23 protein-coding genes and 1 tRNA gene are annotated in these 26,961 nt (G+C 69.0%); 7 read left to right on the top strand and 17 right to left on the bottom strand.

Going from position 1 to position 26,961, the window contains the following annotated elements:
- Nucleotides 1-35 precede the first annotated feature (35 nt).
- Nucleotides 36-3,800 (top strand): autotransporter domain-containing protein, encoded by a 3,765-nt coding sequence (locus TSH58p_RS29185; RefSeq protein WP_109071682.1) that lies wholly within the window; start codon nt 36-38, stop codon nt 3,798-3,800.
- Between the two features lie 47 nt (nt 3,801-3,847).
- On the opposite strand, the gene TSH58p_RS29180 is transcribed toward TSH58p_RS29185, so the two are convergent.
- A complete protein-coding gene (locus TSH58p_RS29180) occupies nt 3,848-4,822 on the bottom strand; it encodes an alpha/beta hydrolase (protein ID WP_109071683.1) in 975 nt (324 codons plus the stop codon).
- Nucleotides 4,823-4,998: 176 nt separating this feature from the next.
- The gene (locus TSH58p_RS29175; RefSeq protein ID WP_109071684.1) at nt 4,999-6,423 is read right to left on the bottom strand and encodes an FAD/NAD(P)-binding protein; all 1,425 of its coding nucleotides are present in this window, start codon (nt 6,421-6,423) and stop codon (nt 4,999-5,001) included.
- A 186-nt stretch (nt 6,424-6,609) separates the two neighbouring features.
- Here TSH58p_RS29175 and TSH58p_RS29170 point away from each other — a divergent pair, with 186 nt between their 5' ends.
- Nucleotides 6,610-7,620: a C-terminal binding protein gene (locus TSH58p_RS29170; protein WP_247874218.1), complete on the top strand. Its 1,011-nt coding sequence runs from the start codon at nt 6,610-6,612 to the stop codon at nt 7,618-7,620.
- 10 nt (nt 7,621-7,630) lie between these two features.
- Here the strand turns inward: TSH58p_RS29170 and TSH58p_RS29165 are convergent, their stop codons facing one another.
- The 9 genes from TSH58p_RS29165 to TSH58p_RS29125 form a co-directional block, all read right to left on the bottom strand.
- Nucleotides 7,631-8,725 (bottom strand): malate/lactate/ureidoglycolate dehydrogenase, encoded by a 1,095-nt coding sequence (locus tag TSH58p_RS29165; protein ID WP_109071685.1) that lies wholly within the window; start codon nt 8,723-8,725, stop codon nt 7,631-7,633.
- Between the two features lie 2 nt (nt 8,726-8,727).
- Complete coding sequence (locus TSH58p_RS29160) at nt 8,728-9,969, bottom strand: threonine synthase (protein ID WP_109071686.1); 1,242 nt, start codon at nt 9,967-9,969, stop codon at nt 8,728-8,730.
- Nucleotides 9,970-10,026: 57 nt separating this feature from the next.
- The gene (locus tag TSH58p_RS29155) at nt 10,027-10,923 is read right to left on the bottom strand and encodes an ABC transporter permease (RefSeq protein ID WP_109071687.1); all 897 of its coding nucleotides are present in this window, start codon (nt 10,921-10,923) and stop codon (nt 10,027-10,029) included.
- On the bottom strand, nt 10,920-11,768 hold the full coding sequence (locus TSH58p_RS29150; RefSeq protein WP_204165732.1) for an ABC transporter ATP-binding protein: 849 nt from the start codon (nt 11,766-11,768) through the stop codon (nt 10,920-10,922). The genes TSH58p_RS29155 and TSH58p_RS29150 overlap by 4 nt, the downstream gene beginning before the upstream one ends.
- Nucleotides 11,769-11,772: 4 nt before the next feature.
- Nucleotides 11,773-12,795: an ABC transporter substrate-binding protein gene (locus TSH58p_RS29145; RefSeq protein ID WP_109071688.1), complete on the bottom strand. Its 1,023-nt coding sequence runs from the start codon at nt 12,793-12,795 to the stop codon at nt 11,773-11,775.
- Between the two features lie 174 nt (nt 12,796-12,969).
- A complete protein-coding gene (locus tag TSH58p_RS29140; protein WP_109071689.1) occupies nt 12,970-13,872 on the bottom strand; it encodes a TauD/TfdA family dioxygenase in 903 nt (300 codons plus the stop codon).
- A 53-nt stretch (nt 13,873-13,925) separates the two neighbouring features.
- Nucleotides 13,926-14,123, bottom strand: a complete 198-nt coding sequence (locus TSH58p_RS29135) for a hypothetical protein (protein ID WP_109071690.1) — start codon at nt 14,121-14,123, stop codon at nt 13,926-13,928.
- A 3-nt stretch (nt 14,124-14,126) separates the two neighbouring features.
- Nucleotides 14,127-15,167: an ABC transporter substrate-binding protein gene (locus TSH58p_RS29130; protein WP_247874219.1), complete on the bottom strand. Its 1,041-nt coding sequence runs from the start codon at nt 15,165-15,167 to the stop codon at nt 14,127-14,129.
- A 469-nt stretch (nt 15,168-15,636) separates the two neighbouring features.
- Nucleotides 15,637-15,730: transfer RNA gene (locus TSH58p_RS29125), tRNA-Ser, on the bottom strand.
- A 196-nt stretch (nt 15,731-15,926) separates the two neighbouring features.
- On the opposite strand from TSH58p_RS29125, the gene TSH58p_RS29120 reads away from it, so the two are divergent.
- Entirely contained in the window at nt 15,927-16,160 is a 234-nt protein-coding gene (locus tag TSH58p_RS29120; RefSeq protein ID WP_109071691.1) for a hypothetical protein, read from the top strand.
- A gap of 25 nt (nt 16,161-16,185) precedes the next feature.
- Here the strand turns inward: TSH58p_RS29120 and TSH58p_RS29115 are convergent, their stop codons facing one another.
- The 4 genes from TSH58p_RS29115 to gatC all read right to left on the bottom strand — a co-directional run bounded on the left by TSH58p_RS29115 (nt 16,186) and on the right by gatC (nt 21,640).
- On the bottom strand, nt 16,186-18,150 hold the full coding sequence (locus TSH58p_RS29115; protein WP_247874220.1) for a PAS domain S-box protein: 1,965 nt from the start codon (nt 18,148-18,150) through the stop codon (nt 16,186-16,188).
- A 248-nt stretch (nt 18,151-18,398) separates the two neighbouring features.
- Complete coding sequence (gene gatB / locus TSH58p_RS29110; RefSeq protein WP_109071693.1) at nt 18,399-19,850, bottom strand: Asp-tRNA(Asn)/Glu-tRNA(Gln) amidotransferase subunit GatB; 1,452 nt, start codon at nt 19,848-19,850, stop codon at nt 18,399-18,401.
- A gap of 21 nt (nt 19,851-19,871) precedes the next feature.
- Nucleotides 19,872-21,353 (bottom strand): Asp-tRNA(Asn)/Glu-tRNA(Gln) amidotransferase subunit GatA, encoded by a 1,482-nt coding sequence (gene gatA, locus TSH58p_RS29105; RefSeq protein WP_109071694.1) that lies wholly within the window; start codon nt 21,351-21,353, stop codon nt 19,872-19,874.
- Nucleotides 21,353-21,640 (bottom strand): Asp-tRNA(Asn)/Glu-tRNA(Gln) amidotransferase subunit GatC, encoded by a 288-nt coding sequence (gene gatC / locus TSH58p_RS29100; protein WP_014198426.1) that lies wholly within the window; start codon nt 21,638-21,640, stop codon nt 21,353-21,355. The genes gatA and gatC overlap by 1 nt, the downstream gene beginning before the upstream one ends.
- Nucleotides 21,641-21,906: 266 nt before the next feature.
- Between gatC and TSH58p_RS29095 the strand changes: the two genes are divergently transcribed.
- From TSH58p_RS29095 to TSH58p_RS29080, 4 genes are all read left to right on the top strand, one after another.
- Complete coding sequence (locus TSH58p_RS29095; RefSeq protein ID WP_109469601.1) at nt 21,907-23,583, top strand: methyl-accepting chemotaxis protein; 1,677 nt, start codon at nt 21,907-21,909, stop codon at nt 23,581-23,583.
- A gap of 62 nt (nt 23,584-23,645) precedes the next feature.
- Entirely contained in the window at nt 23,646-24,197 is a 552-nt protein-coding gene (ruvX, locus tag TSH58p_RS29090; RefSeq protein WP_109070397.1) for a Holliday junction resolvase RuvX, read from the top strand.
- A 7-nt stretch (nt 24,198-24,204) separates the two neighbouring features.
- Entirely contained in the window at nt 24,205-25,134 is a 930-nt protein-coding gene (locus TSH58p_RS29085) for an AEC family transporter (RefSeq protein WP_109070398.1), read from the top strand.
- An 81-nt stretch (nt 25,135-25,215) separates the two neighbouring features.
- A complete protein-coding gene (locus TSH58p_RS29080; protein WP_146205886.1) occupies nt 25,216-26,088 on the top strand; it encodes a hypothetical protein in 873 nt (290 codons plus the stop codon).
- Nucleotides 26,089-26,115: 27 nt separating this feature from the next.
- Here the strand turns inward: TSH58p_RS29080 and TSH58p_RS29075 are convergent, their stop codons facing one another.
- Nucleotides 26,116-26,529, bottom strand: a complete 414-nt coding sequence (locus tag TSH58p_RS29075; RefSeq protein ID WP_109070400.1) for a GFA family protein — start codon at nt 26,527-26,529, stop codon at nt 26,116-26,118.
- A gap of 35 nt (nt 26,530-26,564) precedes the next feature.
- Nucleotides 26,565-26,822, bottom strand: coding sequence for a DUF1127 domain-containing protein (locus TSH58p_RS29070; RefSeq protein WP_109070401.1), 258 nt, complete (start codon nt 26,820-26,822; stop codon nt 26,565-26,567).
- Nucleotides 26,823-26,961: the final 139 nt, after the last annotated feature.

Genomic DNA, 26,961 nt, shown 5'->3' with positions numbered 1-26,961 from the left:
TCGTCACCGATCGCGTCATCTCAGGGAGTGTGACCATGCCGACCCGCCAAGGGCTCTTGGCAACCACGGCGCTGCACGGCTGCGTGGGCCTTCTGCTGTTCGTGTCCAGCCCGGCGCTGGCCCAATTCGCGGTGACGGGCGGAAGCACGGTCACGTCCCCGCAAACCCTGTCCGGCAGCCAGACCGGCACCGTCGCCGCCGGGGGCACGCTGCAGACCAGCGGGGCCGCGGTCACGCAGAGCGGCACCGCCGGCAACGTGGTGCTGGACAACGCCGGCACCATCCGCTCCACCGGCGGGCGCGGCTTCGACAGCTCGGGCGGCAACACGGTGCGGACGCTGACCTTGACCAACCGGGCCGGCGCGCTGATCCAGTCCGACGCCAACGACGCCGTCCGCATCAACACCAACATCAGCAGCGGCGGCGTCACCATCGACAACGCCGGCACCATCCGCGCCGCCGCCCCCACCGATCCGGCGAGCGCGGTGCAGGGCCAGGCGCTCGACCTGCGCACGATGAACACGGCGGGCGTGCCGCTGACCGTCCTCAACCGCGCCACCGGCGCCATCGAGGCGCTGAACGACGACGCCCTGCGCCCCGGCCTGAACGCCGCCATCGACAACGCGGGCGTCATCCGCAGCTCTGGCGCCAACACCAGCGGCGGCGCCAACGGCACCGCCGACGCCATCGACGCGGGCGGGCGGACCGGCGTGACCGTGACCAACCGCTCGGGCGGCCTGATCTCCGGCGCGCGGCACGGCATCACCGCCGACACCGACATCACCGTCGTCAACGAGGCCGGCGGCACCATCGTCGGGCGCAACGGCTCGGGCGTCGGGTCCGACGGAAACGGCACGGTCATCAACCGCGGCCTGATCTCCGGCGACTATGCCGGGGCGGGCAACATCGTCAACAGCAGCGGCGTCGCCTCGACCAACGGCGATGGCGACGGCGTGGACATCGATCACATCGGCACCATCGTCAACGAGGGGACGATCCGCGGCACCGGAGCCGGCGGCGTCGATTCCGGCGGGCGCCCGAACGGCGCGGACGGCATCGCGATGGGCGGCGGCACCATCACCAACGCCGCCGGCGGCGTCATCTCCGGCACCGGCCACGGCATCATGGTGGACGACGGGGCGGAGGGGGCGGCATACGGCGCCACCACCATCACCAACGCCGGGCGGATCGAAAGCCGCGACGGCCCGGCCATCACCCTGATCGGCCCCTACGCCAACACCATCACCAACTCCGGCACCATCACGGGCGGCGGCGGCGATCCGGTGGCCATCGCCTTCGGCGCGGGCAACGACCGGCTGGTGATCCAGGGCGGCACGATCACCGGCAAGGTGCTGGGCGGCGGAGGCACCGACGCGCTGGAGGTCCAACTCGGCAGCGGCGGGCGCTACGTCATCGGCGCGCGGGACGTCTACAGCGGCTTCGCCACCGCGACGGTGGGCAGCGGCACGCTGGTGGTCGACGGGCCGCTGGCGCTCGGCAGCGCCCTGACGGTCGCCTCCGGCGCTACCCTGTCCGGCACCGGCACCGTGACCGTCCCGGCGGCCACCGTGGCCGGCACCGTGACGCCGGGCGACGGCGCCTCCGGCACGCTGGCGGTGGCGGGCAATGTGTCCTTCGCCGCCGGCTCCCGCCTTCAGGTCGGCATCGACCCTGCCGGCAACGCGTCGAAGCTGGTGGTCGGTGGGGCGGCCACGCTGTCGAACGGCGCCACCGTCCAGGTGACGGCGGCGGACGGTCTCTATCTGACCGGGCGCAGCCACGAGATCCTCACCGCCTCGGGCGGGGTGACCGGCCAGTTCGGCGCCGTGGAGCGGCTGAACCCTGCGCCGCTCGGCGCCGGCACGCTGTCGCTCAGCCAGACCGGCACCGCCATCCTGCTCCAGCTCAACCCCGGCAACCCGTTCAACGGGCAGCGCAACAGCGTCAACATCGCCAACATGGACGTCGGCTTCGCCATCGCCGGGGCGGGCAGCGGCGACAGCCTGACGCTGGAGGGCGCCTCCACCGTCCGCGCCGACGTGTCGAACCTCGCCCAGCTTCAGGTCGGCACGAGCACCGGCACGGCGACGCGCGTCACGCTGGCCTCCGGCACCCAGTCGGTCACCGCCACCACGGTGAAGGCGAACGCCCAACTGGCGGTCAACACGCGCCTCGCCAGCCCGACCGTCACCGTCGAACGCGGCGGCCTGCTGTCGGGAGGCGGGCGGATCACCGGCGCGCTGAGCAACGCCGGCACGCTCAGCCCCGGCAACTCGCCGGGCGTCCTGACCGTGGAGGGGGCCGTCGCCAACGCCGCCGGATCGACACTGCGCGTCGAGATCGACGGGCCGACCGCCGGGACCGGCGCCGGCTTCCACGATCAGGTCGCGGTCACCGGCGCGCCCGGCACCTTCGCCGCCGGGGGCACGCTGGTCCCGGTCACCCGCGGCATCAGCGGCGGCGCGACCAACGGCTTCACCCCGCGCCTCGGCCAGGGCTTCACCATCGTCACCGCCAGCGGCGGTGTGACCGGCGCCTTCGCCGGCATCGCCCAGCCCACCAGCGGCCTGCCCGCCGGCACGCGGTTCGACACCGTCTACGGCAGCAGCACCATCACCCTCGCCGTCACCCCGGCCGGCTACGCCCGGCTGGCGGCGGCGGGCCTGTCGGCCACGGCGAACCAGTCGGCGGTCGGCGCCGCGCTGGACTCCGTCCGACCAGGCGCCGGGACCCGGCCTGCGGACGCGGTGAAGCCGCTGTTCGACGCCCTCTATCCGCTGTCCGGCCAAGCCATTCCCGCGGCGCTCGACAGCCTGGGCGGCGCCATCCACGCGGAGGCGGTGACCGCCGCCCGCGACTCCGCCCGCCTGTTCGGCGACGCGGTGCAGAACCGCATGGCCGCGCTGCGCGCCGACGGTCTCGCTAAGTCCGCCGCTCCGCTCGCCACGCCGGAGGCGGAGCGCGGGACGGCGCTCGGCCTGTGGGCGCGGGCGCTGGGCCGCTTCGCCAACTCGGACGGCGACGGCAACGCCGCCGGCACCCGGCAGCGCACCGGCGGCATCGCTTTGGGCGCCGACCGCGACCTCTCCGACGACCTGACCGCCGGTGCCGCCTTCGGCTACCAGCGCACAAGGGTGGATGTGCGGAACAGCGGCGACCGGACGGACATCGACAGCTACAGCGCGGCGCTCTACGGCACCTACCGCGTCGGCGCGTGGTTCGTCGACGCCCAGGCCATGTACGGCTTCGGCCAGTACGACAGCCGCCGCCCCTTCCGGATCGGGTCCGCGAACGCCTTGAGCCGCGACGCCCAGGGCGACAGCGACGGCCACGCCTTCGGAGCGGCCGTCGCCACCGGCTACGCCGTGACCTGGAACGGCGCCCGGATCGAGCCCTTCGCCGGGCTCCGCTTCGACCGGGTGACCCGCGACGGCTTCAGCGAAAGCGGCGCCGGCGCGCTGGGCCTGTCGGTGGACGACACCGATCTGAGCACGCTGCGGACCAGCCTGGGCCTGCGGACGAGCTGGCGCCTGAAGGCCGGCGAGACCGCGCTGGAGCCCGAGCTGCGCGCCCGCTGGGACCACGACCTCCTCGATGTGGCCGCGCGCAGCGGCGCCCGCCTGCTGGGCGCCTCCTACACGGTCTCCGGCACCCGGCCGGGGCGCGACGCCGCGGTGCTGGGGGCGGGGCTGACGGCGGACCTCGGCGACCGCTTCCAGGCCTATGGCAGCTACGACGCCGACCTGCGCCGCGACGCCACCGCCCACACGCTAAGCGCCGGTCTGCGCTACCGCTGGTGACACGCACGCGCTGATCTCGCCGGAGACGGGGACCGGAACCGGCGAGGTCAGGCGTTCAGGTGGTGGCGTAGCGCCAGGGCGGCCTGAAGGACGGCGCCGTGCGCGCGGTCCACCAGACGGGTCGCCGTGGCGAAGGAATGGGGAAGCCCGTCATAGACGGCGAGCCGGTGCGGCACCCCCGCCTCGGCCAGCCGCTCCGCCAAGCGCAGCGTGTCGTCGCGCAGGCAATCGAGGTCCGCGGCCAGCAGCAGCAACGGCGGCAGGCCGTGCAGGTCGGCCCGCAGCGGCGCGGCCCGCGGATCGTCGGGGGCGGCGTTGCCGAGATATTGCCGCCAGTACCAGCGCATCCGCGCCGTCGTCAGCCCGTACCGCCCGTCGCCGAACCGGCGGTGCGACAGGGTGTCGAAGTCGTGGGCGAACATGCCGTAGAACAGCAACCCGAAGGCCAGCCGTGGCTCCCCCGGCGCACGGGCGGCCAGGGCGAGGCCGAGCGCGAGGTTTGCCCCGGCGGAATCGCCGCCCACCGCGATCCGCTCCGGGTCGATGCCATGGGCGGGTCCCGCCGCGCCGACCCAGCGCAGGGCGGCCAGCGCCTCCTCATGCTGGTGCGGGAAGCGGCGCTCCGGCGCCAAGCTGTAGCGCACCGCGCAGATCACGGCGCCGCTGTGCCGGGCGAGCAGCCGCAGCAGCCGGTCATGGGTGTCCACGCTGTTCACGACAAAGCCGCCGCCATGGAAATAGACCATCACGGGCAGGCGTTCCGTGCCGCGGCCCGCCGGGCGGTAAAGACGCAACGGCAGGGGTCCGGCGGGGCCGTCCACCGTCACCTCCGCGACGTCGGCGGGAAGCGGCGTGGGTCCGTTCAGGAAGCCGTGGTAACGCTCCGCCGCCGCGCGGGCTTCGGCGAGGGGAAGGCTCAAGGGATCGGCGGGGGCGGCGCCGAGACGGGCCGCCGCCTCGTTCATCGCAATCACCTGCGGGTCCAGATGGTCCGCCGCGGGCCGCAAGATCGTGTCCGGCATGACATCCTCCTTCTCAACCGAAGCGACGGCACGCAGCCGCGCGGACCGGGAGCGGTGCCGGTCAACCGGAGAAGCCTCCGGATGCCGTGTGGAAATCAACACTGGACACCATGATAGACACAAAAATCTATCATGAAAATAGGCTTTATGATCGATAAATAACATTATTGTAATGTTTATTCTGCGAGACTCGTGCTGGCGGCCAGGCGGACGAGGGCCAGCGCGGCGTCGGCGCATTGGCTGCGCAGTTCGGGCACCGCGGTCATCTCCCAGAAAGGCGCCCGGCTGACCGGGCCGAGCGCGAAGAGACGATCGGACACCGCCCCGCCCTCCCCGATCAGCGCCCCCTCCTCCGTCACGTCAAGGCCGAGGCGCAGCGGGTCGGGCCGGGCCAGCCCCTGCTGGAGCAAGGCGCGCATCAGCGGATGACGGATGCGCGCGAAGTCGCATTCGGTGCCGGTCGCGTTGACGATGGCGCCCACCGTCCGCGTCCACAGCGCGTCCTCGGCGCCCCGCGCACGGACCGTCGCCTCCACCCCGTCGGGCGTCAAAGCCAGCGACTGGAGGCGGCCGGCGCGGATGATCAGTTGCCCGCTCTCGCGCAGGGCCTCGATGCGCGCGGCCACCTCCGGCGCCATGCGGTGGCGGTGCACCTCCCAATAGGGCCGGGCGTGGCGCAGGAAACGCTGCCGCTCCTCCAACGGCAGGTGCTTCCAGATCAGCGGGTGGAAGGGCCGCAGCGAATCAAAGGCAGCGCGCCAGTCCAACCCCTCCTCCCGCGCGCGGCGGACGTCGGCCTTCAGGGCGATCAGCACGTCCAGCACCGTGCCGGGCATCGTCTGGGGATGGACGAAGCTCTTGAAGGGACGCGTCTCCAGATGGGTGGTGGGCAGCAGCCCGCGGCGCGACAGCGCCAGGATCGGGCCGCGGTGTCCCTGGTTCTCCAGGGACAGCACCACATCGACCATCGTCAGCCCGGTGCCGAGGATCAGCACCGGCGCGTCCGGATCGATGGCGGCGACGGCCTCGCGGTTCCAGGGGTCGCCGATGAAGCGCTCCGAGGCGAAGACCTCCGGCGCCGCGATGCGCGGCGGCGACGGCGGAAAATGCCCGACGCAGAGCACCGCGCGGTCCACCGCGAGGCTTTCCCCGCCGGCCAGCCGCAGACGCACCCCGCCGTCGGCGGCACCGTCCACCGCCGCATCGACGACCTCCGCCCGCACCGTGTCGAGCGTCACATGGGCGGGGGCTTCCGCCTGGGCCTCGCGCAGCACGTCCTGGATGTACTCGCCGTAGAGCCGGCGCGACACGAAGGCGTGGCCGCTGGGCGGCACGTCGCCGCCGAGGTCCTTCGCCCACAGCCAGCGCAGGAAATGGCGCGGGTCGTCGGGATAGGCGCTCATGTTGTAGGCGCGCACGTTCAGCAGATGCGCGGCGCTGTCCGTGGAATAGGCCAGCCCGGTGCCCAGCGTGCCGGCGCGTTCGATCAGGTGGATGCGCGTCGGCTCCTCCGCCTTGCGCAAAAGATGGGCCGCCAGGATACTGCCGGTGAAGCCGGCGCCGACGATGGCGATGCTGTGCGCGGTGTCGTGGGACGGCATGCTCGTCGTTCCTCTCCCTGTGTCCAGCACCCCGCGGGGCGCCCCCGAATTGCCATCATTAGAGCATCACCAATCCCTATTTAACAAGTTGGCTTTACGCAAATGTATGTGTTTTTATGAGCTGCACGCTCATAACAGCTAAATAATTTTGTTAATTTTCCCGATCGCCAGGAGCCGGACTGCAGAATGACCATGGGCAAGCGCGCACCCTTCGTCGTCGGAATCACCGACCACATGATCCCCCCGCCGGACCTCGAAGCGGCGGTGCTGGACGGCTGTGCCGAGGTGGATTTCCTCGACACCCGCCGCGAGGAGGATCTGGACCCCGAGCGGCTGGCCCGGCTGGACGCGCTGCTGGTGTGGAGCACCCGCATCGGCCCGGCGACGGTGGCGAAGCTGCCGCGCTGCCGCATCGTCGTGCGGTTCGGGGTCGGCTACGACAAGGTCGACGTGGCGGCGCTGGAGGCCGCCGGCATTCCCTTCTGCAACAACCCGGATTACGGGACGGAGGAGGTGGCCGACCACGCCGTCTCCCTGCTGCTCTCCCTGCAGCGCCGCCTGTGGGAGCATGACGCCCGCGCCCGCGGCTACAGCACGACATGGCAGGCCAACACGCTGACGCCGCTGCGGCGGTCCGGCGCGGCGACGGTCGGTGTCGTCGGCGTCGGGCGGATCGGCACGGCGGTGGTGAACCGGCTGAAGCCCTTCGGCTACCGCATTCTCGGCTACGATCCGCAGCAGCCGGCCGGGCACGAGAAGGCGGTCGGCTACCGGCGCGTCCGCCGGCTCGACGAGCTGCTGGCCGAGTCCGACATCGTGACCTTCCACTGCCCGCTGACGCCGGAGACCCGCGGCCTGATCGACCGGGATTTCCTGGCGAAGCTGAAGCCCGGCGCCCTGCTGGTGAACACGGCGCGCGGCGAGATGTTCGCCGGGCTGGACCCGCTGGAAGCGGCGCTGCGCAGCGGCCAGGTCGCCGCCGTGGGAACGGACGTTCTGCCGACCGAACCGCCCGCCCCCCACCCGCTGCTGGACGCTTGGCGCAAGCGGGAGCCGTGGCTGGAGGGCCGTCTCGTGGTCACGCCGCACAACGCCTTCCATTCCGACGAGGCGGCGATCGAGATGCGGCGCAACGCCGCCGAGACGGCCCGCCTGTTCCTGGAGGACGGCGTACTGCGCAACCGCATCCTGCCCTGACCCCTTCCGGTCAGGACCCCAGGAAAGCCGGAACGTCGAGGCCGAGCGCGCCTCCGATGTCGTGCAGGGCGCGCACGGTGTCGGGGTCGAGCGTGATGCCGCGTTCCGCGGCCAGCGCCCGGCTTTGCCGCTCCGGCCCGCCGGGGATCAGAACGCCGTGGCCGCCGGGGACCGGCGGGGTGTCCTGGATGTGGTCCAGCACCGCGTCGGTCAGTGCCTGCCAGCCGCCGTTCCCCGTGTCGGCGCCCGCCTCGGACACCCGCGCCGGGTCGATCAGGAAGGCCAGCGCGTTGTTCACCACCCGCCCCGGACGCAGATTGTCCGGCAGGGCCGGCAGCCCGCCGGCCAGCGCCCCGGCGAGGATCTCGCAGGCGAGCGCCAGCCCGTAGCCCTTATGCCCGCCCAATTGGCCGCCGAAGGGCAGGATGGCGCCGGTCGGGTCGCGGAACATCACGCCGGGGTCGCGCGTCGGCGCGCCCCGCTCGTCGATCAGCAGGCCGTCGGCGACCTCCTTGCCGGAGGCCGCGGCGACGCGGCATTTGTTGGCCGCCACCGCGCTGGTCGCGAAGTCCAGCAGGAAGGCCGGATGGCCCGGCGTGGCGGGAACGGCGATGCAGATCGGGTTGGTGCCCAACCGCGGCCGCCCGCCGCCGTGCGGTGCGGCCAGCGGGCGGCTGACCACGTTGACGAAGAAGACCCCGATCAAACCGGCCGCGATGCACTGCTCGCCGTAGGAGCCGACCCGCCCTATGTGGTGGGCGTTGCGCAGGGCGAGCACGCAGGCCCCGCCCGCCTTGGCCCGCGCGATGGCGAGGTCCGTCGCCTCCCGCGCGATCACCTGCCCATAGCCGACCTCCCCGTCCACCACCAGAAAGGGCGCTTCGTCACGGACGATGCGGGCGTGGCGGTTGGGTTGCAGATGGCCCAGCTCCAGGCTTTTCGCGTAGACGGCGATCTGGCACACGCCGTGGCTGGCGTGCCCGGTGGCGTCGGAGTCCACGAGGTTGGCGGCGACGACGGCCGCCTCCTCCGCGCTGCTGCCGGACCGTTGCAGGATGGCGTCGAGCAACGCCACCAGACGGTCCGCCGCATAAGGACCACTCATCCTCAGAACACCGAGTAGTCGATGGGCTGGTGGCGGTCGAGCGTCCGGTGAACCGGCGGCAGCGGATATTTCAGCCCGGTCGCGCAGTTGAACAGCACGGCGCGCTCGTCGCGGCCCACCCGCCCGTCGGCCAGCGCCTGTTTGTAGGCGGCGTAGGTGGCGGCACCCTCCGGGCAGAGCAGGAAGCCCTCCTCCCGCGCCGCCTCGTCCAGCGCGGCCTGGATGGCCTCGTCCGGAACGGCGACGGCGAAACCGCCGCTCTCCCGCACCGCGCGCAGGATCAGGAAGTCGCCGACCGCCTGCGGCACGCGGATGCCGGACGCGATGGTGTGCGCGTCCTGCCAGCGCGGGGCGTGTTCTTCCCCGGCCTCGTAAGCGCGGACCATCGGGGCGCAGCCGGCGGCCTGGACGGCGACCATGCGCGGGCGCTTGGACCCGATGAAGCCGATGGCCTCCAGCTCCGCGAAGGCCTTCCACATGCCGATCAGGCCGGTGCCGCCGCCGGTCGGGTAGAAGATGACGTCCGGCACCTCCCAGCCGAGCTGCTCGGCCAGTTCCAGCCCCATGGTCTTCTTGCCCTCGATCCGGTAGGGCTCCTTCAGGGTGGACACGTCGAACCAGCCGGCCTTGGCCTTGCCCTCCCCCACGATCTTGCCGCAGTCGTCGATCAGCCCGTTGACGCGGTAGACGGTGGCGCCCTGGAGCTCGATCTCGGAGACGTTGACCTCCGGCGTGTCCTCCGGGCAGAAGATCGTCGTTTTGATCCCCGCCCGCGTCGCGTAGGCGGCCAGCGCCGCGCCCGCGTTGCCGTTGGTCGGCATGGCCATGTGCTTGATCCCGAAGGCCTTCGCCATGGACACCGCCATGACCAGCCCGCGCGCCTTGAAGGAGCCGGTGGGGAGCCTCCCCTCGTCCTTCACCAGCAGCTCCGCCGCCCCCAGCTTGGCAGCGAGCTTGGGCAGCGCGACCAGCGGGGTCACCGCCTCGCCCAGGCTGACGATGTCCTCCACCCGGCGCACCGGCAGCAGTTCGCGGTAGCGCCACAGGTCCTGCGGACGTTCGGCCAGCGCGTCCTTGGTCAGCGCGCCGCGCACACCCTCCAGGTCGTAGCGGACCAGCAGGGGCTTGCCCGCCTTGGACAGGTTGTGGACGGTGTCGGCCTCGTACCGCTCGCCGGTGTAGGCGCATTCCAGATGCGTGACGAAGGTCGGGCGCTCGGTGGTCAGATTGCTGTCGAAAGGCACGAACGGGTTTCCTTGCTCAGGCTCACTTCAATATCCTCTCCCCAGAGGGGCGAGGACTTATCGGACCATGCCCCACTTGCGGACGGTGTGGGTCTCGATCCAGCGGAAGACGACGTTCTCGACGATGAGGCCGATCAGGATGACGGTGACGAGCCCGGCGAACACCTTGTCGATGTACAGCTCGTTGCGGTTCTGGAAGATGAACCAGCCCAGCCCGCCCTTGCCCGACGACACGCCGAACACCAGCTCCGCCGCGATCAGCGTCCGCCAGGCGAAGGCCCAGCCGACCTTCAGCCCGGTCAGGATGGCCGGAAAGGCCGCCGGGATCAGCATGGTGACGACGTAGCGGATGCCGGTCAGCCCGTAGTTCCGCCCGGCCATGCGCAGCGTCTCCGACACCGACGTGAAGCCGGCGTGCGTGTTCAGCGCCAGCGGCCACAGCACCGCATGGACCAGCACGAAGGTCAGGCTGACCGCCCCCAGCCCGAACCACAGCATGGCGATGGGCAGCAGCGCGATGGCCGGCAGCGGGTTGAACATCGAGGTCAGGGTGGACAGCACGTCGTTGCCGATGCGCGTGGACACCGCGAAGCTGGTCAGCGCCACGGCCAGCACCACGGCGATGGCGTAGCCCTTCAGCAGGACCGACAGCGACACCCAGGCCATCGACAGCAGGTTCTCCCGCCAGATGCCGTCCCACAGCGCCGTGATGGTGGCGGTGAAGGTTGGGAACATCAGCGGGTTGTTCTGCCACGTCGCGGCGATCTGCCAGAGCAGCGCCACCGCGGCCAGCACGGCGAAGCGGCGGAGCGCGGTGATGTTGCCGATCCGCTCCCACAGGGACAGCGGACGGGCCACGTCGCCGATCGGGCCGGTGGTGGCGACCGTCCGCTCATACTCCGGGCGGACGGGAGGCACGCGGCGGCCTTGCGGAGCCAGGGACAGGCCGGTCATGAGCGCGGCCCCTTCACCGTTTCCACCTCGTCGGCGAACAGCATGGTGTGGATGCGCTGGGCGGTCTCCTGGAAGGTTGGGCTGCCCACCGCGAAATGGTCGTAGCCGTCGCAGTTCAGTTCCGCCTTCACCTGTCCGGGATGCGGCGACAGCACCAGGATGCGCGAGCCGACGACCAGCGCCTCCTCGATGGAGTGGGTGACGAACAGCACGGTGAAGCGCAGGTCGTCCCAGAGCTGGAGCAGCTCCTCCTGCATCTTGCGGCGGGTCAGCGCGTCCAGCGCCGCGAAGGGCTCGTCCATCAGCAGGATGTCCGGCTCCATCGCCATGGCGCGGGCGATGGCGACGCGCTGCTTCATCCCGCCCGACAGCATGTGCGGATGCACGTCGGCGAACTTGGACAGGTTCACCCGCGCGATGCAGTCCAGCGCCTTCTCCTCGGCCTCCCGGCGCGACGCCTTGCCGCTGGCGAGCAGCGGGAACATGACGTTCTGCTTGACCGTCTTCCAGGGCGGAAGCTGGTCGAACTCCTGGAACACCATCATGCGGTCCGGCCCCGGCCCGCTCACCGTCCGCCCGTTGAGGCGGATGGCGCCCTCCACCGGCGCAAGGAAGCCTCCCACCGCCTTCAGCAGCGAGGACTTGCCGCAGCCGGACGGCCCCAGCAGGACATAGCGTTCCGCCTGGAACACCTGGAAATCGACGCGGTAGGTCGCGGTCACCAGATGGCGGCGCGTCTTGTACTGGAGCGTCACGCCGGACACGTCCAGCAGCGGGCGTTCGGACACGCCGGCGGCGCCGGCGCTGTCGGTGTCCACGCTGGCGGGATAGGTGAAGGCGTTCATCGGCTCAGCTCCCGGTTTCGCCATGCAGGTCTTCGAAGAACAGGTCCTTCCAGGAGGCCGGCTTGTTCTTCATGGCGCCGACCTTGTGCATGAAGTCGGCGAAGGTGCCGACACCGGCGGGGGCGACGGTGAACTGGTTGTCCGGGTCGTCGAGGATGCTGACGACGAAGGCCTTGTCGAGGTCGCCCCGGTTCTGCGCCAGATAGATGTCCGCCGCCGTCGCATGATCGGCGTTGATGACGTCCATCGCTTCCTTCAGCGCGCCGAGGAAGGCCTGATAGGTTTTGGGATTCTTGGTGCGGAAGGCTTCCTTCGCCCAGATCAGGTTGAAGGTGTGCGGGCCGCCCAGCACATCGTAGGAGCTGAAGACCTTGTGGATCTTCGGGTCGCGGAGCTGCTGGTACTGGAAGGGCGGACTGGAGATGTGGCCGGTGATCTCCGACGAGCCGGACAGCAGGGCGGCGGTGGCGTCGGGGTGCGGAAGCGAGACGGTCAGCTTGTCGAGCGCGTCGAACTTGCCTTCCCCGAACTCCTTCTCCACGGCCATCTGGAGCACGCGGGCCTGGACGCCGACCTTCACCGCCGGCAGGGCGATCTTGTCCTTGTCGGTGAAATCCTTGAGCGTCTTGACGTTCGGGTTGGTGGTGGTGAGGAACAGCGGCATGCTGTTCAGGGCGGCGATGGCCTTGACGTTGGCGTTGCCCTTGGTGCGGTCCCAGATGGTCAGCAGCGGGCCGACACCCGCCGAGCCGAGATCGATGGAGTCCGACAGCAGCGCGTCGTTCATCGCCGCACCGCCGGAGAGCTGCACCCATTCCACGCTGATGTCCAGCCCCAGCGCCTTGCCGTGCTTCTCGATCAGGTTCTGGTGGCGCAGCACATGCAGCGGCAGATAGCCCAGCCCATATTGTTCGGCGATCCGTATCCGGCCTTCCGCCGCCGCCGGACCGGCCAACGCTGCGGCGGCGAGCCCCAGCCCGGCCAGGGCGCAGAGCGCGCGGCGGATGACACGTCCAGGGGTAACCATACGAACCTCCGATAAATTTTACCTAATCTCTAGTAGGAAAATGACATCATGATTCCACGAACGATTCAACAGGGAAAATAGGATATAAATACACTTTTTACATGTTATATGTACGCATAGAAAACGCGGAACCGACACGGGGAGCGTGGCCCCGCGCCGGTCCCGGCATAAACGTCAGGCGGCGATGCTCGGCTTGCGGCCAAGCACGCGGGTCACGCTGGGGCGGCCGTCGACGCCGACCACCACGTCGCCGGCCACCGTCGTCCGACGGACGACGCGCGGACGGCTGCCGTAGTCGTCCACGGCGCGATGGATGGTCGCCCGGTTGTCCCAGATCGCCACGTCGCCCGGCGACCAGTGCCAGCGCACCGTGTTCTCCGGACGGGTGGCATGGTCGGTGAAGATGCCGACCAACCGGTTGGAGTCGGAGATGCCGAACCCGATCAGCCGTTGCAGGAAATGCCCGACCAGCAACGTGCGTTCGCCGGTGACCGGGTGCACGGAGACCAGCGGGTGCTCCGTCTCGTAGACGGTCGAGGTGAAGACCTCGTTGAAGCGCTTCAGCCCGTCCTCGCGAACGTTTCCGCGGTCGCCCACGTAGTCGTACTGGTTGGTGTGGATCGCCCGCAGCTTGTCGGCCAGTTCGCGCAGCGGCTCCGGCAGTTCGGCATAGGCGGCGGCCGTGTTGCCCCACAGCGTGTCGCCGCCGCGGTCCGGCAGTTCGTGGGGGCGCAGGATGGTGATGCTGGGGTAGGCGTCGAGGAAGGTGATGTCGGCGTGCCAGGAGCTGGCGCGCTCCCCGCGGGAGCCGTCCACGTCCAGGATGCCTTCGGTCCCGCCGAGCGACGGGATGGTCGGATGGCCGACCAGCTTGCCCCACAGCCGTCCGAACGCCTCCTGCCGGGCGTCGTCGATGTGGTGCTGGTCGCGGACGAAGATCACCTTGTGTTCATAGACCGCGTCCTGGATCGCCTTCAGCACCGCCGGGTGCAGATCGCCGGACAAGGTGACGCCGCGCAGCTCGGCGCCGATGTTTCCGTTGATGGGCTTGATGTCGAAACCGCTGGGAAGGCTCATCGGACGGGCTCCTATGGGAAGACGGAAGGAACGGACACGCGGAAAGGCGGGTATCAGGCGGCGCGGAACCAGGCGAGCAGCGCGACGGCTCCGAAGGCCAGCAGCACGAAGGCCACCGAGAGGGCGTGGAGGCGCCGCAGATCGAGCGACCGATCGGCTTCGCCGGTGTCGGACATCAGCAGCCACAGCGCCATGGCCTCGGGAAACGGCAGGCAGATCAGCTCCACCGGCGGTTCACGGTCGCTGGGCATGGGTCAGCTCCCCGTTTCGCTGTGCAGAATCGGGAGGGTGTAGTCCTTCCACGAGGCCGGTTTGGTCTTGATCGAGCCGACGCGGTGCATGTAGTCGGCGATCACGCCGGTGTTGTGCGGGATCTGGGAGTAGCTGATGTCGGGGTTGTCGAGCAGCGCCACGACCTCGTCCTGGGTCAGCTTGCTGCGCTCCTCCGCCAGGTAGATGCGGGCGGCCTCGGCCTTGTCGCGCTTGATCAGCGCGAAGCCGTCGCCCATCGCCTTCACCACGGCGGCGGTGAGTTTCGGGTTCTCATCATAGAATTTCTGCGTGGTGTAGCTCAGCACCAGCGTCGCCTCGCCGATCACGTCGCGCGAATTGAAGATGCGGTGGACGTTCGGGTGGGCGAGCTGGAGCGTGCCGTAGGTCGGCGTGGTGACGTGGCCTGTGATTTCGGTCTTGCCGGAGACCAGCGCCGCGGTGGCTTCCGGCGGGCTGAGCGGCGTGGTCAGCGCTTCGAGATCGTAATGATGCCCCGGCCCGAACTCCTTCTCCGCGGCGATCTGAAGGATGACCGAGTTGATCGAGACCTTCACCGCCGGCACCGCGATGCGGTCCTTGTCGGTCAGGTCGCGGATGCTGCGGACATTGGGATTGTTGCTGTTGATCCAGAAGGCGGAGGAGTCCAGCCCCGAGATGGCCTTCACGCCGATGCCGCCCCGCGTCCGGTCCCAGGCCGCCAGAAGCGGCGAGATGCCGGCGGAGACGATCTGAGCGTTGCCGCTCAGCAGCGCGTCGTTGGCGGCCACGCCGCCGTTCAGAACGAGCCAGCTGATCTTGACCGGCCCGATCCCCTCCGCCGCGGCGTATTGTTCGATCAGGCCCTGATTCTTGGCGACCATCAGGGGCAGATAGCTCAGCCCGTACTGGATGGCGATGGTCAACTCCGTCACTTCGGCCCGCGCGCCGCCCGGAGAGACGAGAGTCAGGCCCGCCGCCAGGGTCAGTCCGAGAAACGCGCGCCTTGCCGTGGAGCCGACGCGTTTCACATCCGCTGTCATCATAGCCTCCTGAGATGGCATCGTCAGGGTTGATTTACCCTCCGATCACACCAATCCCGCAGCGCCTCGTCAATTAAAATCTACTCAATAAATAGATTTTATGATCAAATAATAACGTTTGTTTTATGTATTTTTATGCCGAGCCAAACTGTCCAGCGAACACGCTCTCGCCGCCTTGCTCCTGCCCGGCTTCCGCCTGGCCTTGCCGTGGTCAGGCCAACGTCGCCCATCATTGCGTTATCGAGGACGCACGCTCGCATCGCGACGGCGACCGACGTTGGGAGAAGGTCAGCATTGAACTCGATTTGCGGGTTTGTCGGCTCCGCTGGGCGGCCATCCGGTGCCCACACCGCCACAGATTCGGAAGACATTGCGGCCGACGCAAAAAGCAGCACGGATGCAACGGTTTCTCCTGGGTTGCAGCCCCAGGAAACCGCCAAATCAGCCAGCTAAGTATTTGATTTGAAAGGAATGGCGGAGGGGATGGGATTCGAACCCACGATAGGGGTTTGAGCCCCTATAACGGTTTAGCAAACCGCCGCCTTCAGCCTCTCGGCCACCCCTCCTACCGGGTCGGCGCTCTGTGGCGCCGCTGGCGTGGGTGCGTTCTAACGATCCGGATGGGGCCTGTCAACGCTTACTCACCAAAAATGTGATCAAACCAATAAAGATCAAAATCTGTATAAAATTTTATGTACTTTTTAGAAAATCAGAGGTAGCTTACCACCAGAACGCGATAGCAATCCTTGGTGGGGGGACATCATGAGCTTGTCACGCCGCTGCGCCGAAACGCTGATCGATCTGGTCGAGATCAAGCTGAGCTGTCTGGAGGTCACCGACCGCGAGGACATGCGGGAAAAGGAGCTGCTTCTGCGTTGCGTTCAGGAACTGAAGGCCGAAGTGCAGGGCGAAAGCGGCGCCACGACCGCCTTCGCCGCGCCCAAGCGGCGCGGTCGCCGTCCCAAGCATCTGCAGTTCCGGGACCTCCACGCCTGAGGCGGTCCCTTGTCCCGGGCCTCCGTCAGACCGGCACCACCGGCCCCGGTTCGGACGGCAAGGCCGTCGGTGAAACGGCCTCCCGCGCGACGCGGCGCGGCAATCGCAGGGTGAACCCCGTCCCCTGCCCGGCCACCGATCGCACCGCCACCGTACCGCCCAGCACGCCCGTGACCGTGCTGTGCACGATGTGCAGCCCGAGCCCCGAACCGCCCTCACCGCGCTTGGTCGTGAAGAAGGGTTCGAAGACCTTCGGCAGGTGATCCTCGGGAATGCCGGACCCGTCGTCCGAAAAGTCGATGACGACGTGATCGTCTCCATCGGCATGGATCGCGATTCGGATGGTTCCCCGCTGCTCCTCGCCGTAGGCATGGATCAGCGCATTGATCACGAGGTTGGTCAGCACCTGACTCAACGCGCCGGGAAAGCTGTCCATCTCCAGCCCGTCCGGACAGTCCACCTCGACCGCCACCAGCGTGCGCTTCAGGCGGGGCCGCAATGAGAACAGCACCTCGTCGACGTAGGTGCGCAGGTCGAAGGTCCGCCGCTCGCCGGAGGTCTGGTCCACCGCCACCCGCTTGAAGCTCTGCACCAGCGCCGCCGCCCGGTTCATGTTCGACACCAACAGGCGCGCCGCCTCCGTCACCGAATCCAGATACTCGGCCAGGGTGGTTTTCTTCAGCGTGCCCGAATCGAAACGGGTGTGCAGGTCGCGGGCCTGTTCGGCGATGTGGCTGGCGGCGGTGAGGCCGATGCCGATCGGCGTGTTGATCTCGTGCGCCACCCCGGCGACCAGTTGCCCCAGCGAGGCCATGGCCTCCGCCTGGATCAGGCTTTCCTGGGCGGCGCGCAACTCGGCCAAGGCGCGCTCCGCCTCGTCGCGGGCGGCCACCATGGCGGCCTCCGCCGCCTTGCGGTCGTTGATGTCGTAGAGCCAGGTCAGCAGCGCCGGCTCCCCGTCCATCTCGATCTCGCCCCAGCTCGACAGCACCCAGACGATCGTTCCGTCCGGCTTGCGGAAGCGCACCTCGGCGTCGCGGAACGGCCCCTCCCGTTCGAAGCGGTCGATCAAAGCCTGACGGTCCGCCGGATCGGCGTACAGCCGCTCGGCGGGCATCGGCAGCAGGTCGTCGCGCGACCGGCCCAGGATGATCTCCGACTGCGTGTTGCAGAACACCAGCAGGCCGTCGCGGCGCGTGATGTTCACGGCGATGGGGCTGGCCTCCAGGATCCGCAGAAGCCGCTCCTTGCCGGCGCGGACCTCCTCCTCCTGGCGGCGGCGCTCGGTGATGTCGGTCATGATGCCGACATAGCGCACCGCCCGCCCGGAGGCGTCGCGGATCGCCCGCCCCTGCGCGGCGATCCACATCCAGCCACCGTCGGCGCGGCGCAGGCGGTAATCGTAGGCGTAGGCCGCGGTCTCGCCCCGCAGATGGGCATCGATGGTGGTCAGAACGCGCTGCCGGTCGTCGGGATGCAGGCGCACATCCCAGAAGTCGGCGGGCATCTCCGGGGGCTCGGCGTAGCCCAGCATGCGTGGAAAGCTGTCGGACCACCAGCAGGTGCCCCGCGGGATGTCGGTGTCCCACACCGCGGCGCCGGTGGCGTCCAGCGCCATTTCCAGACGGTCGGCCAGATCGCGGCGCACCGCGTCGGCCTTCTTCTGCTCGGTCAGATCGTAGAACCAGCTGATGTGGCAGCGTTGCCCTTCGAAATCGATGACGGTCGAACTCAGCGACCCCATGCAGGTTTCGCCGTCGCCGCGGCGCAGCAGCACCTCCTGCCCATCGAAGAGGCCATCGGCGTACAGGCGATCGATGGCGGTCCTGCGATCCCGCGGGTCATGATAGAGCGGCCACATGCCGTCGCGCTGAAGCTGCTCGCCGCTGACTTTGAAACAGGTGGCGGCGCTGGGGCTGTGATAGAGGTTCTCGCCGTCGCGCGTGTTGATGAGAACACCGATGGGAGCGGTGTCCAGGATGGCGCGCAAGCGCTCTTCCGTCACGACGGAGGGAGGGGCCGTGTTCGCCGCCAAGGGTCTTCGCCCAACGCGCCGCGCCGCCAGCAAGCCGGCGAGAAATCCGGCCAGGAGACCGGCGAACAGCGCAAGCAGCGCCAACGTCAGCGAATTTGCAATCATTGGGCCTCCCGCCGGCCCCACTTGAAACCGACGGGAGAACAAAATCAACGGTTATGACGCCGCACCATGCCATGGCATGGCGTCACAACCGTTTCCAATCAGCCCTTCAGCTTGGTCATCAGGATCTCGTTGACCAGGGCCGGGTTGGCCTTGCCCTGGGTCGCCTTCATGACCTGACCGACGAAGAAGCCGAACAGCTTGTCCTTGCCCGACCGGAACTCGGCCACCTTGTCGGCGTTGGCGGCCAGAACGGCGTCGATGGACGCCTCGATGGCCCCGGTGTCGGTGACCTGGCGCAGCCCCTTCTTCTCGACGATGTCGGCGGGCTTCTCACCCGTTTCGAACATCGCCTCGAACACCTCCTTGGCGATTCGGCCAGAGATGGTGTTGTCGGCGATCAGGTCGATCAGGCCACCGAGATTCTCCGCCGAAACGGGGCTCTCCTCGATCTCCTTGCCGGCCTTGTTCAGATAGCCGAACAGCTCGCCGGTGACCCAGTTGGCGGCCAGCTTCGGGTCGCGGCCCTTGGCCACCGCCTCGAAGAAGTCGGCGCGGGCCTTCTCCGACACCAGCACGTTGGCGTCGTAGGGCGACAGCTTGTACTCGCTGATGAAGCGGGCCTTCTTGTCGTCCGGCAGTTCCGGCAGGGTGCTCTTGATGCCCTCGACCCAGTCGGCGTCCAGCTCCAGCGGCAGCAGGTCGGGATCGGGGAAGTAGCGGTAGTCGTGCGCCTCTTCCTTGGAGCGCATGGAGCGGGTCACGAACTTGGTCGTGTCCCACAGACGCGTCTCCTGGTCGATCTTGCCACCGTCCTCGATGATCTCGATCTGGCGGCGCGCCTCGTACTCGATCGCCTGCATGACGAAGCGGATCGAGTTGACGTTCTTGATCTCGCAGCGCGTGCCGAAGGGCGCGCCCGGCTTGCGCACCGACACGTTGACGTCACAGCGCATGGAGCCTTCCTCCATGTTGCCGTCGCAGGTGCCGAGGTAGCGCAGGATGGAGCGCAGCTTGCGCACATAGGCGCCGGCCTCCTCCGCAGTGCGCATGTCCGGCTCCGACACGATCTCCATCAGCGCCACGCCCGACCGGTTCAGATCGATGTAGGTCTTGGCGGGGTGCTGGTCGTGCAGCGACTTGCCGGCGTCCTGCTCCAGATGCAGGCGCGTGACGCCGACCGTGCGCGAGGAGCCGTCCGGCAGGTCCAGAACGATCTCGCCCTTGCCGACGATGGGCTGCTGGAACTGGCTGATCTGGTAGCCCTGCGGCAGGTCGGCGTAGAAGTAATTCTTGCGGTCGAACACCGAGTGCAGGTTGATCTGCGCCTTCAGCCCCAGGCCGGTGCGCACCGCCTGCTCGATGCAATGCTCGTTGATGACGGGCAGCATGCCGGGAAAGGCGGCGTCGACGAAGCTGACCTGGCTGTTCGGCTCCGCGCCGAAGGCGGTGGCGGCGCCGGAGAACAGCTTGGCGTTCGAAATGACCTGGGCGTGGACCTCCAGCCCGATCACGATTTCCCAATCGCCCGTTTCGCCCTGAATGTACGACATCGGTCTCTTCTCTCGTCCGGCTCAGGCCATGAACGGCGGGGTGGCGGTGACGGCGGCGGCCTTCTCGATGACCTGACCGACGCGCAGCACGGTCTCCTCATCGAAGGGACGGCCCAGGAGCTGGAGCCCCAGCGGCAGCCCGTCCGACCCGACGCCCGCCGGAACCGACATGCCCGGCAGGCCGGCCAGCGAGGCCGGAACCGTGAACACGTCGTTCAGGTACATCTGGATCGGGTCGTCCATCTTCTCGCCGATGGCGAAGGCGGTGCTCGGCGCGGTCGGCGTCAGGATGACGTCGCACTGCTTGAACGCCTCGTCGAAGTCCCACTTGATGCGCGTGCGCACCTGCCGGGCCTTGTTGTAGTAGGCGTCGTAATAGCCCGCCGACAGCACGTAGGTGCCGATCAGGATGCGGCGGCGGACCTCCTTGCCGAAGCCGGCGCCGCGGGTGTTCTCGTACATGTCCTTCAGGCTGGCGCCCTCGACCCGCAGGCCGTAGCGCAGGCCGTCGTAGCGCGCGAGGTTCGACGACGCCTCGGCGGGAGCGACGATGTAGTAGGTGGCCAGCGCGTACTTGGTGTGCGGCAGGCTGATCTCCACCGGCTCGGCGCCGGCCTGCTTCAGCCATTCGATGCCCTGGTCCCAGATCGCGGCGATCTCGGCGGGCATGCCCTCCACCCGGTATTCCTTCGGGATGCCGACCTTCAGGCCGCGGATGTCGCCGGTCAGCGCGGCGCGGAAGTCCGGCACCGCCATGTCGACCGAGGTCGAATCCTTCGGGTCGAAGCCGCACATCGAGCGCAGCATGATCGCCGCGTCCTCGACGGTGCGGGTCATCGGGCCGGCCTGATCCAGCGAGGAGGCGAAGGCGACCACGCCCCAGCGCGAGCAGCGGCCGTAGGTCGGCTTGATGCCGACGATGCCGGTGAAGGCGGCGGGCTGGCGGATCGAGCCGCCGGTGTCGGTGCCGGTGGCGCCCAGAGCGGCGCGCGCGGCCACCGCCGCGGCCGAGCCGCCCGACGAGCCGCCGGGGACGAGCTGGCGCGACCAGTTGCCGACCTCGCCCGGGCTCCACGGGCTGATCACGTTGCCGTGGTGCGAGGTGATGTTGGCCGAGCCCATGGCGAACTCGTCCAGGTTCACCTTGCCCAGCATGACGGCGCCGTCGCGCCACAGGTTGCTGGTGACGGTGGACTCATACTCCGGCTTGAAGCCGTCGAGGATGTGGCTGGCCGCGGTCGTCGGCACGCCCTTGGTGCAGAACAGGTCCTTCACCGCGATGGGCAGGCCCTCCATCGGGCCGGCCTCGCCCTTGGCGCGGCGGGCGTCCGACGCCTTGGCCATCGCCAGCGCCTGCTCCGGCGTCTCGGTGATGAAGGCGTTCAGCGGGCGGATCGTCTCCACCGCCTTGACGTGGGCCTCGGTCAGCTCGACCGCGGTGAACTCCTTCTTGGCGAGGCCGTCAAGGGCCGCCGCCATGGTCAGATGCGTAAGACCGGTCATCACTCGACCACCTTCGGAACGACGTAGAAGCCTTCGGCCGTCTCCGGGCCGTTGGAGAGGACGGCGTCGCGGTAACCGCCATCGGTCACCTCGTCCTTGCGGCGGCGCAGGGTTTGCGCGGCCACGCTGGTCATCGGCGGCACGTCCTGCGTGTCGACCTCGCCCAACTGTTCGACGAAGGTCAGGATTTGGCTCAGCTCACCCGCCAGGTGATCCAGTTCATCGTCCGGCACCTTGATGCGGGCCAGATGCGCGATCTTGGCCACGGTGGCCTTGTCGAGCGACATGCCTTCCACTCTCTTCCGAAACGTCTGGAAAAACGGCTTGGAAGCTATCACCCGAATTCTATTACCGCAATGATTCAGGGATATCGCTTCAACCGGCGCGCCCCTCCGGAGCGGCGGCGGCGCGGCGCCGGAAGACCGGGGCGCGGCAAATGGGTTCCGCAGCCGACGGCACGTGGTGCGGGGGCGGGTTCCCTGTTAGATTGTCCAACATACAATTCGAATTCGCGCCAAAGCCATCCCACCGCACCCAACCCGGCAGGCTCCCGATGACGGCATCACTGACGCTGGCGAAACGCCTCTTCCTCGGCTTCGGCATCGGCGTGGCGGGGTTCGCCGCCGTCGCGCTGTTCAACACCATCGCCATGACGCGGCTGAGCGACCTGCAGCAGGAGGGGATGCGGCGGGTCGCCGACGCCACGACGCTGACCGAACTCGCCGGCTATGACGGTCGTCTCTACAAGATCGTGGCCGACGCGCAGATCAACGGCTACGCCCCGCAGCACGCCGAACAGTGGAAGACCGTCCGCCAGAACGCCGAACTCTACATCCGCAAGACCGCCGGAGTAATGGACACGCCGGAGGAGCGGGCCTGGGCGGACGAGGCGGAGCGGCATTTCCGGGCCGCCGTGGGCATCTTCGAGACGGAGATGCTGCCCATCCTGCGCAGCGGTCCCGCCGACGCGCGGACCCGCGCCATGGACGACCGCATCGACCGCGAACTGGCCGCCATGTCGGACCTGTACGAGAAGATCAAGCTGTCCACCGCCCGCGAGGCCAGGGAAGCGGACGAGGAGTATGACGACACCGCCCGGCGTTACGGCACGATCGGGGTGTCGATCTCGCTGGCGATGACGGCGGTTCTGCTGCTGACCGCGCTGCTGACCACCCGCGCGGTGGCCGGTCCGGTGCGCGCCATGACCGAGGCCATGCGCGGGCTGGCCGACGGCGACCTCGCCATCGCCGTTCCCGCGCAGGACCGGCGCGACGAGATCGGCGCGATGGCCGGCGCCCTGCTGGTCTTCAAGGACAGCCTGCAGCGCAACCGCGCCATGGAGGAGGAGGCCCGGCAGGCCGACCAGCGCGGCGCGGTGGAGAAGCGGCGGCTGATGAACGAGCTGGCGGACTCCTTCCGGACCGGGGTTCAGGATCTGGTCAGCGCCGTCGCGGCGGCGGCGGGCCAGCTTCAGGGCAGCGCGCGCAGCATGACGGCCATCGCCGAACGGACCACGGTCCAGGCGTCGTCCGTCGCCACCGTGACGGAGAAGGCGTCGGGCAACGTCCAGACCGTCGCCTCCGCCACCGAGGAGCTGAGCGGCTCCATCGCCGAGATCGCCCATCAGGTCGACAACGCCGCGCGCACCAGCCGGGCCGCCCTCGAGGAGGCGCAGCGCACCAACGCGACGGTGGAAAGCCTGTCCGGCACGGCGGAGCGCATCGGCAGCGTGGTCCAGCTCATCCAGCAGATCGCCTCGCAGACCAACCTGCTGGCGCTGAACGCCACCATCGAGGCCGCCCGCGCCGGCGAGGCCGGCAAGGGCTTCGCCGTCGTCGCCAACGAGGTGAAGGGCCTCGCCAACCAGACCGCCCGCGCCACCGAGGAGATCACCGCCCAGATCCAGGCGATCCAGACGGAAACCCACGACGCCGTGTCGGCGATCCGCGACATCGCCGACACGGTGCGGCGGGTGAACGACATCGCCGGGTCCATCGCCCAGGCCGTGGAACGCCAGTCCGCGGCGACCGGGGCGATCTCGCGCAACGTCCAGCAGGCCGCCGAGGGCACCGCCGACGCCTCGCGCAGCATCCGGCAGGTGAACGACGCCTCCCGCGAGGCCGGGCAGGCGGCGGCGGACGTGCTGGAGGCCGCCAACAGTCTGGGCGACCACGCCCAGGCCATGCGCCGGTCGGTGGACGAGTTCGTCCAGCGCATCCGCATCGCCTGAGACGCCTCGCCCCCCGCGCCGCCGGGCTTGCCGTTCCGCCACGCGGCTTCTATGGTTCGCGCATGATCCACACACTTCCCGAACTGGCCGCCCGCCTGGGCCGGGGCCAGCGCCTGCTCGGCCTCGACGTCGGCACCAAGACCGTCGGCATGGCCGTGTCCGACCCGAACTTCGTCGTCGCCTCGCCGATCGGCACGCTGAAGCGCACGAAGTTCACCCAGGACGCCCGCGAGCTGTCGCGGACGCTGCGCGACTACGGGATCGGCGGGCTGGTGATCGGCCTGCCGCTGAACATGGACGGGTCGGAGGGGCCGCGCGCCGAATCCACGCGCGCCTTCGCCAAGAACCTGATGGAGCGGTCCGACCTGCTGGGCTGGGACGCCGAGATCGCCTTCTGGGACGAGCGGCTGTCGACCTCCGCCGTTGAGCGTTTCATGATCGGCGAGGCCGACATGACCCGCAAGCGCCGGGACGAGGTGGTGGACAAGATGGCCGCCGCCTACATCCTGCAAGGCGCGCTGGACGCGCTGGCCCACATCCGCCGCATGGAGCGGGAGCAGCGGGAGCGCGACGAGGAAGACGGCAACGACAGCGGCGGCGACGGGGACGCCTGACGGCCCCATGCTGCCCATCGCCGGGGCGCTGGCCCCGATCTTCCTGCTGATCCTGTTCGGCCAGGGGCTGCGCCGCCGCGCCGTGATCCCCGACTCCGCCTGGCCGTCGCTCGACCGGCTGACCTATTTGCTGTTCTTTCCCTGCCTGATCGTGGACGAGCTGACGCGGACCGATCTGCGCGCGCTGTCCATGGGTTCGATGGGCGGAACGATGGCGGCGGGGATCTTCGCCGGCGCCGCCCTGGCGCTCGCCGTCCGGCGCCCGATCGGGTTGGACGGTCCGGCCTTCACCTCGGTGTTCCAGGGGGCGATCCGGCCCAACACCTATGTCGGTCTGGCGGGGGCCAGTGCCCTCTACGGGTCCCCCGGGCTGACGCTGACGGCGGTGGGCATCGCCGTGGTGGTGCCGCTGGTCAACCTGCTCTGCGTCACGGCGATGGTGCGCTATGGGCGCGTGGCGGAGGGAGCACAGCCGCGCAGCGGCGTCGGCGCGGTCGTATCCGGCATCCTGCGCAACCCGATCATCATCGCCGTCGCCATCGGCGCCGCCCTGAACCTGAGCGGGATCGGCCGAATTCCGGTGGTCGGGGACGTGGTGGGCATCCTGGCACGGGCCGCCCTGCCCATGGGTCTGCTCTCGGTCGGCGCCGGTCTGGACCTCGCCGCGGCGCGCAGCGCCGGGCTCGGCGTGGCGCTGTCCAGCGTCCTGAAGCTGCTGCTGGTCCCCGCCGCGACGGCGCTGGCCGGGCTGTGGCTGGGGGTGGACGGTCTGCCGCTGACCATCGCCGTGCTGTTCAACGCCCTGCCCTGCTCGGCCAGCTCCTATGTCCTGGCCCGGCAGATGGGCGGCGACCACGCGCTCGTGGCCGGCATCATCACCGTCCAGACTCTCGCCTCCGCCGCCACGCTGCCGCTGGTCGTCGCCTTGGCGGGGTGAGGGGCCGCCGCTTTTTAAGGATTCGTTAGGCGCCACCCGCAATGCTACCCTGGATAGTTCATCGTCAGGGTTTGCGCAGCCATGACCATCACCGCCGCCACGCCTTATCGTTCAAACCCTTCCCTGGCGCCCTCGGCGAAGGCGTCAGGAAACGCTCCGGTTGCGACAGCGTCATCGCCGGAACCACCCGCCTCCGGGCCTATGGACACGGTGAGCCTGTCGGCCGAAGCGCAATTCCGGATGAGCAACGCGATCAGCTTCACCGTGACCGCCGACTCGCTGGCTCAAGCTGAAGCGGCCGCGAGGACGGTACCGGGACTGGACGCGGACGCGGAACGCTTCACGCCCGAAGCGATGGCAGCCCATGCCGAGTGGCGGGAGAAGCATACGGACTATCGGGGCAAGGTGCGCGATCTCGTCGACCAGACCTTCGGCCTGAGCGCCGACCGGAACGGTTGGGCGGCGGGCGGAGCCGCGCTGACCGCCATCAAGAACCTGGCGGAGAAGAACGGACTGATCGAACCCGAAATGCCCCCGGCCGTAGCCGACATGCTGCAAACGACCGGGGAAAGCTTGTGGACCAACACCGGCGGCGGAACCACCGGAATGTTCGACATCACCTTCCTGCCGAATGGCGCGGAGAAAGGTGGAAACCTCCGCATCCTGTTCGACAGCGGCAAGAAGCCCGGCGCCGACGGTTCTCTCGTCGATTTGAAGAGCGCCAGCGCGGACGCTCAAGGCGCCTTGTCCAGCATCAGGGCCTCGGCGCTCGGCGCGGCGCTGGACGGTGCGGGCGGCTGGAGTCCGGGAGGCTCGGCCAATGCCTACGCGCTGACGAACGGCAAGGACGGCAACGGCGGAGTCGTCGGCGTGATCATCTCCAACGGCTTGGATGATTACGCCAGGGCGAACTCCAAGACCATGGTCGAAACCATCCATGGCCTCCTCGGCTGAAACGGTCGCAAGGGGTTGCCCAATGGGTCACGGCGGCTCCGGCGCCCCCTGGGGGAAGCGCTCCAGCCCGTCGTCGATGGCGTAATAGTCGCCCTTGTCCTCGGCATAGATATGCCGCAGCGTCGTCAAACCGGTCGGCTGGTCCAGCGTGCCGGCGGCGATGTCGAACAGGTCCGACTCATCGCCTTTCCAGAACAGCGAAGACCCGCAGCGCGAGCAGAAGCCCCGCTGCGCCTTCGCCGAGGAACGGTACCAGGACAAGCTGTCCTGCGCGTCGATGACGACCGTCTCACGCGGAATGGTGATGTAGGCGCCGAAATGGCCGTGGAAGCGCCGGCATTGGCCGCAGTGGCAATTCACCACCCCCAAGGGGCGTTCGGTCGCCGTGTACCGCACGCCACCGCACAGACACCCGCCCGTCAGAACTCCGCCGTCGCTCATCGGTCCGCTCCCGTCCGTTTCCTCGATGGGGTTCGTCAGCCCTGCCAGAAGGGCTTGTCGGCCTCGGTCACCGCGTCGGCGCGGGACAGGCCGATGTCCTGCAACAGATGATCGGGCAAAGCCTCCAACGCGCGCCGCTGGCGCCGCCGCTCGTTCCAGGTCGCCACCGTGTCGAACAGGGCGACCAGCGCGCCGCCGATCCCCTGGCCGATCCCCTGGCCGGACGGCGCCTGCGCGTCCGTGCGGGTGTTGTTGATGCTGCCATCCATGCCGTTATTCATGCTCTGGGCCATGACCGCGTCTCCTCGTATGTCCGGTCGTCGTCGGAGCTTGTCGTCCGACGTTCCGGACTGTGTTCCGTGACTGGAGGATGGGCCACCCGGTCCTTGCGCACAAACGACGCTTTCTCATAGTTTGGATTAGGAAAACTAA

It is taken from the genome of Azospirillum sp. TSH58, from assembly GCF_003119115.1.
Classification (GTDB): Bacteria; Pseudomonadota; Alphaproteobacteria; order Azospirillales; family Azospirillaceae; genus Azospirillum.
Note: the sequence above shows the minus strand (reverse complement) of the source record. Positions and strands in the feature narration are given on the sequence as shown.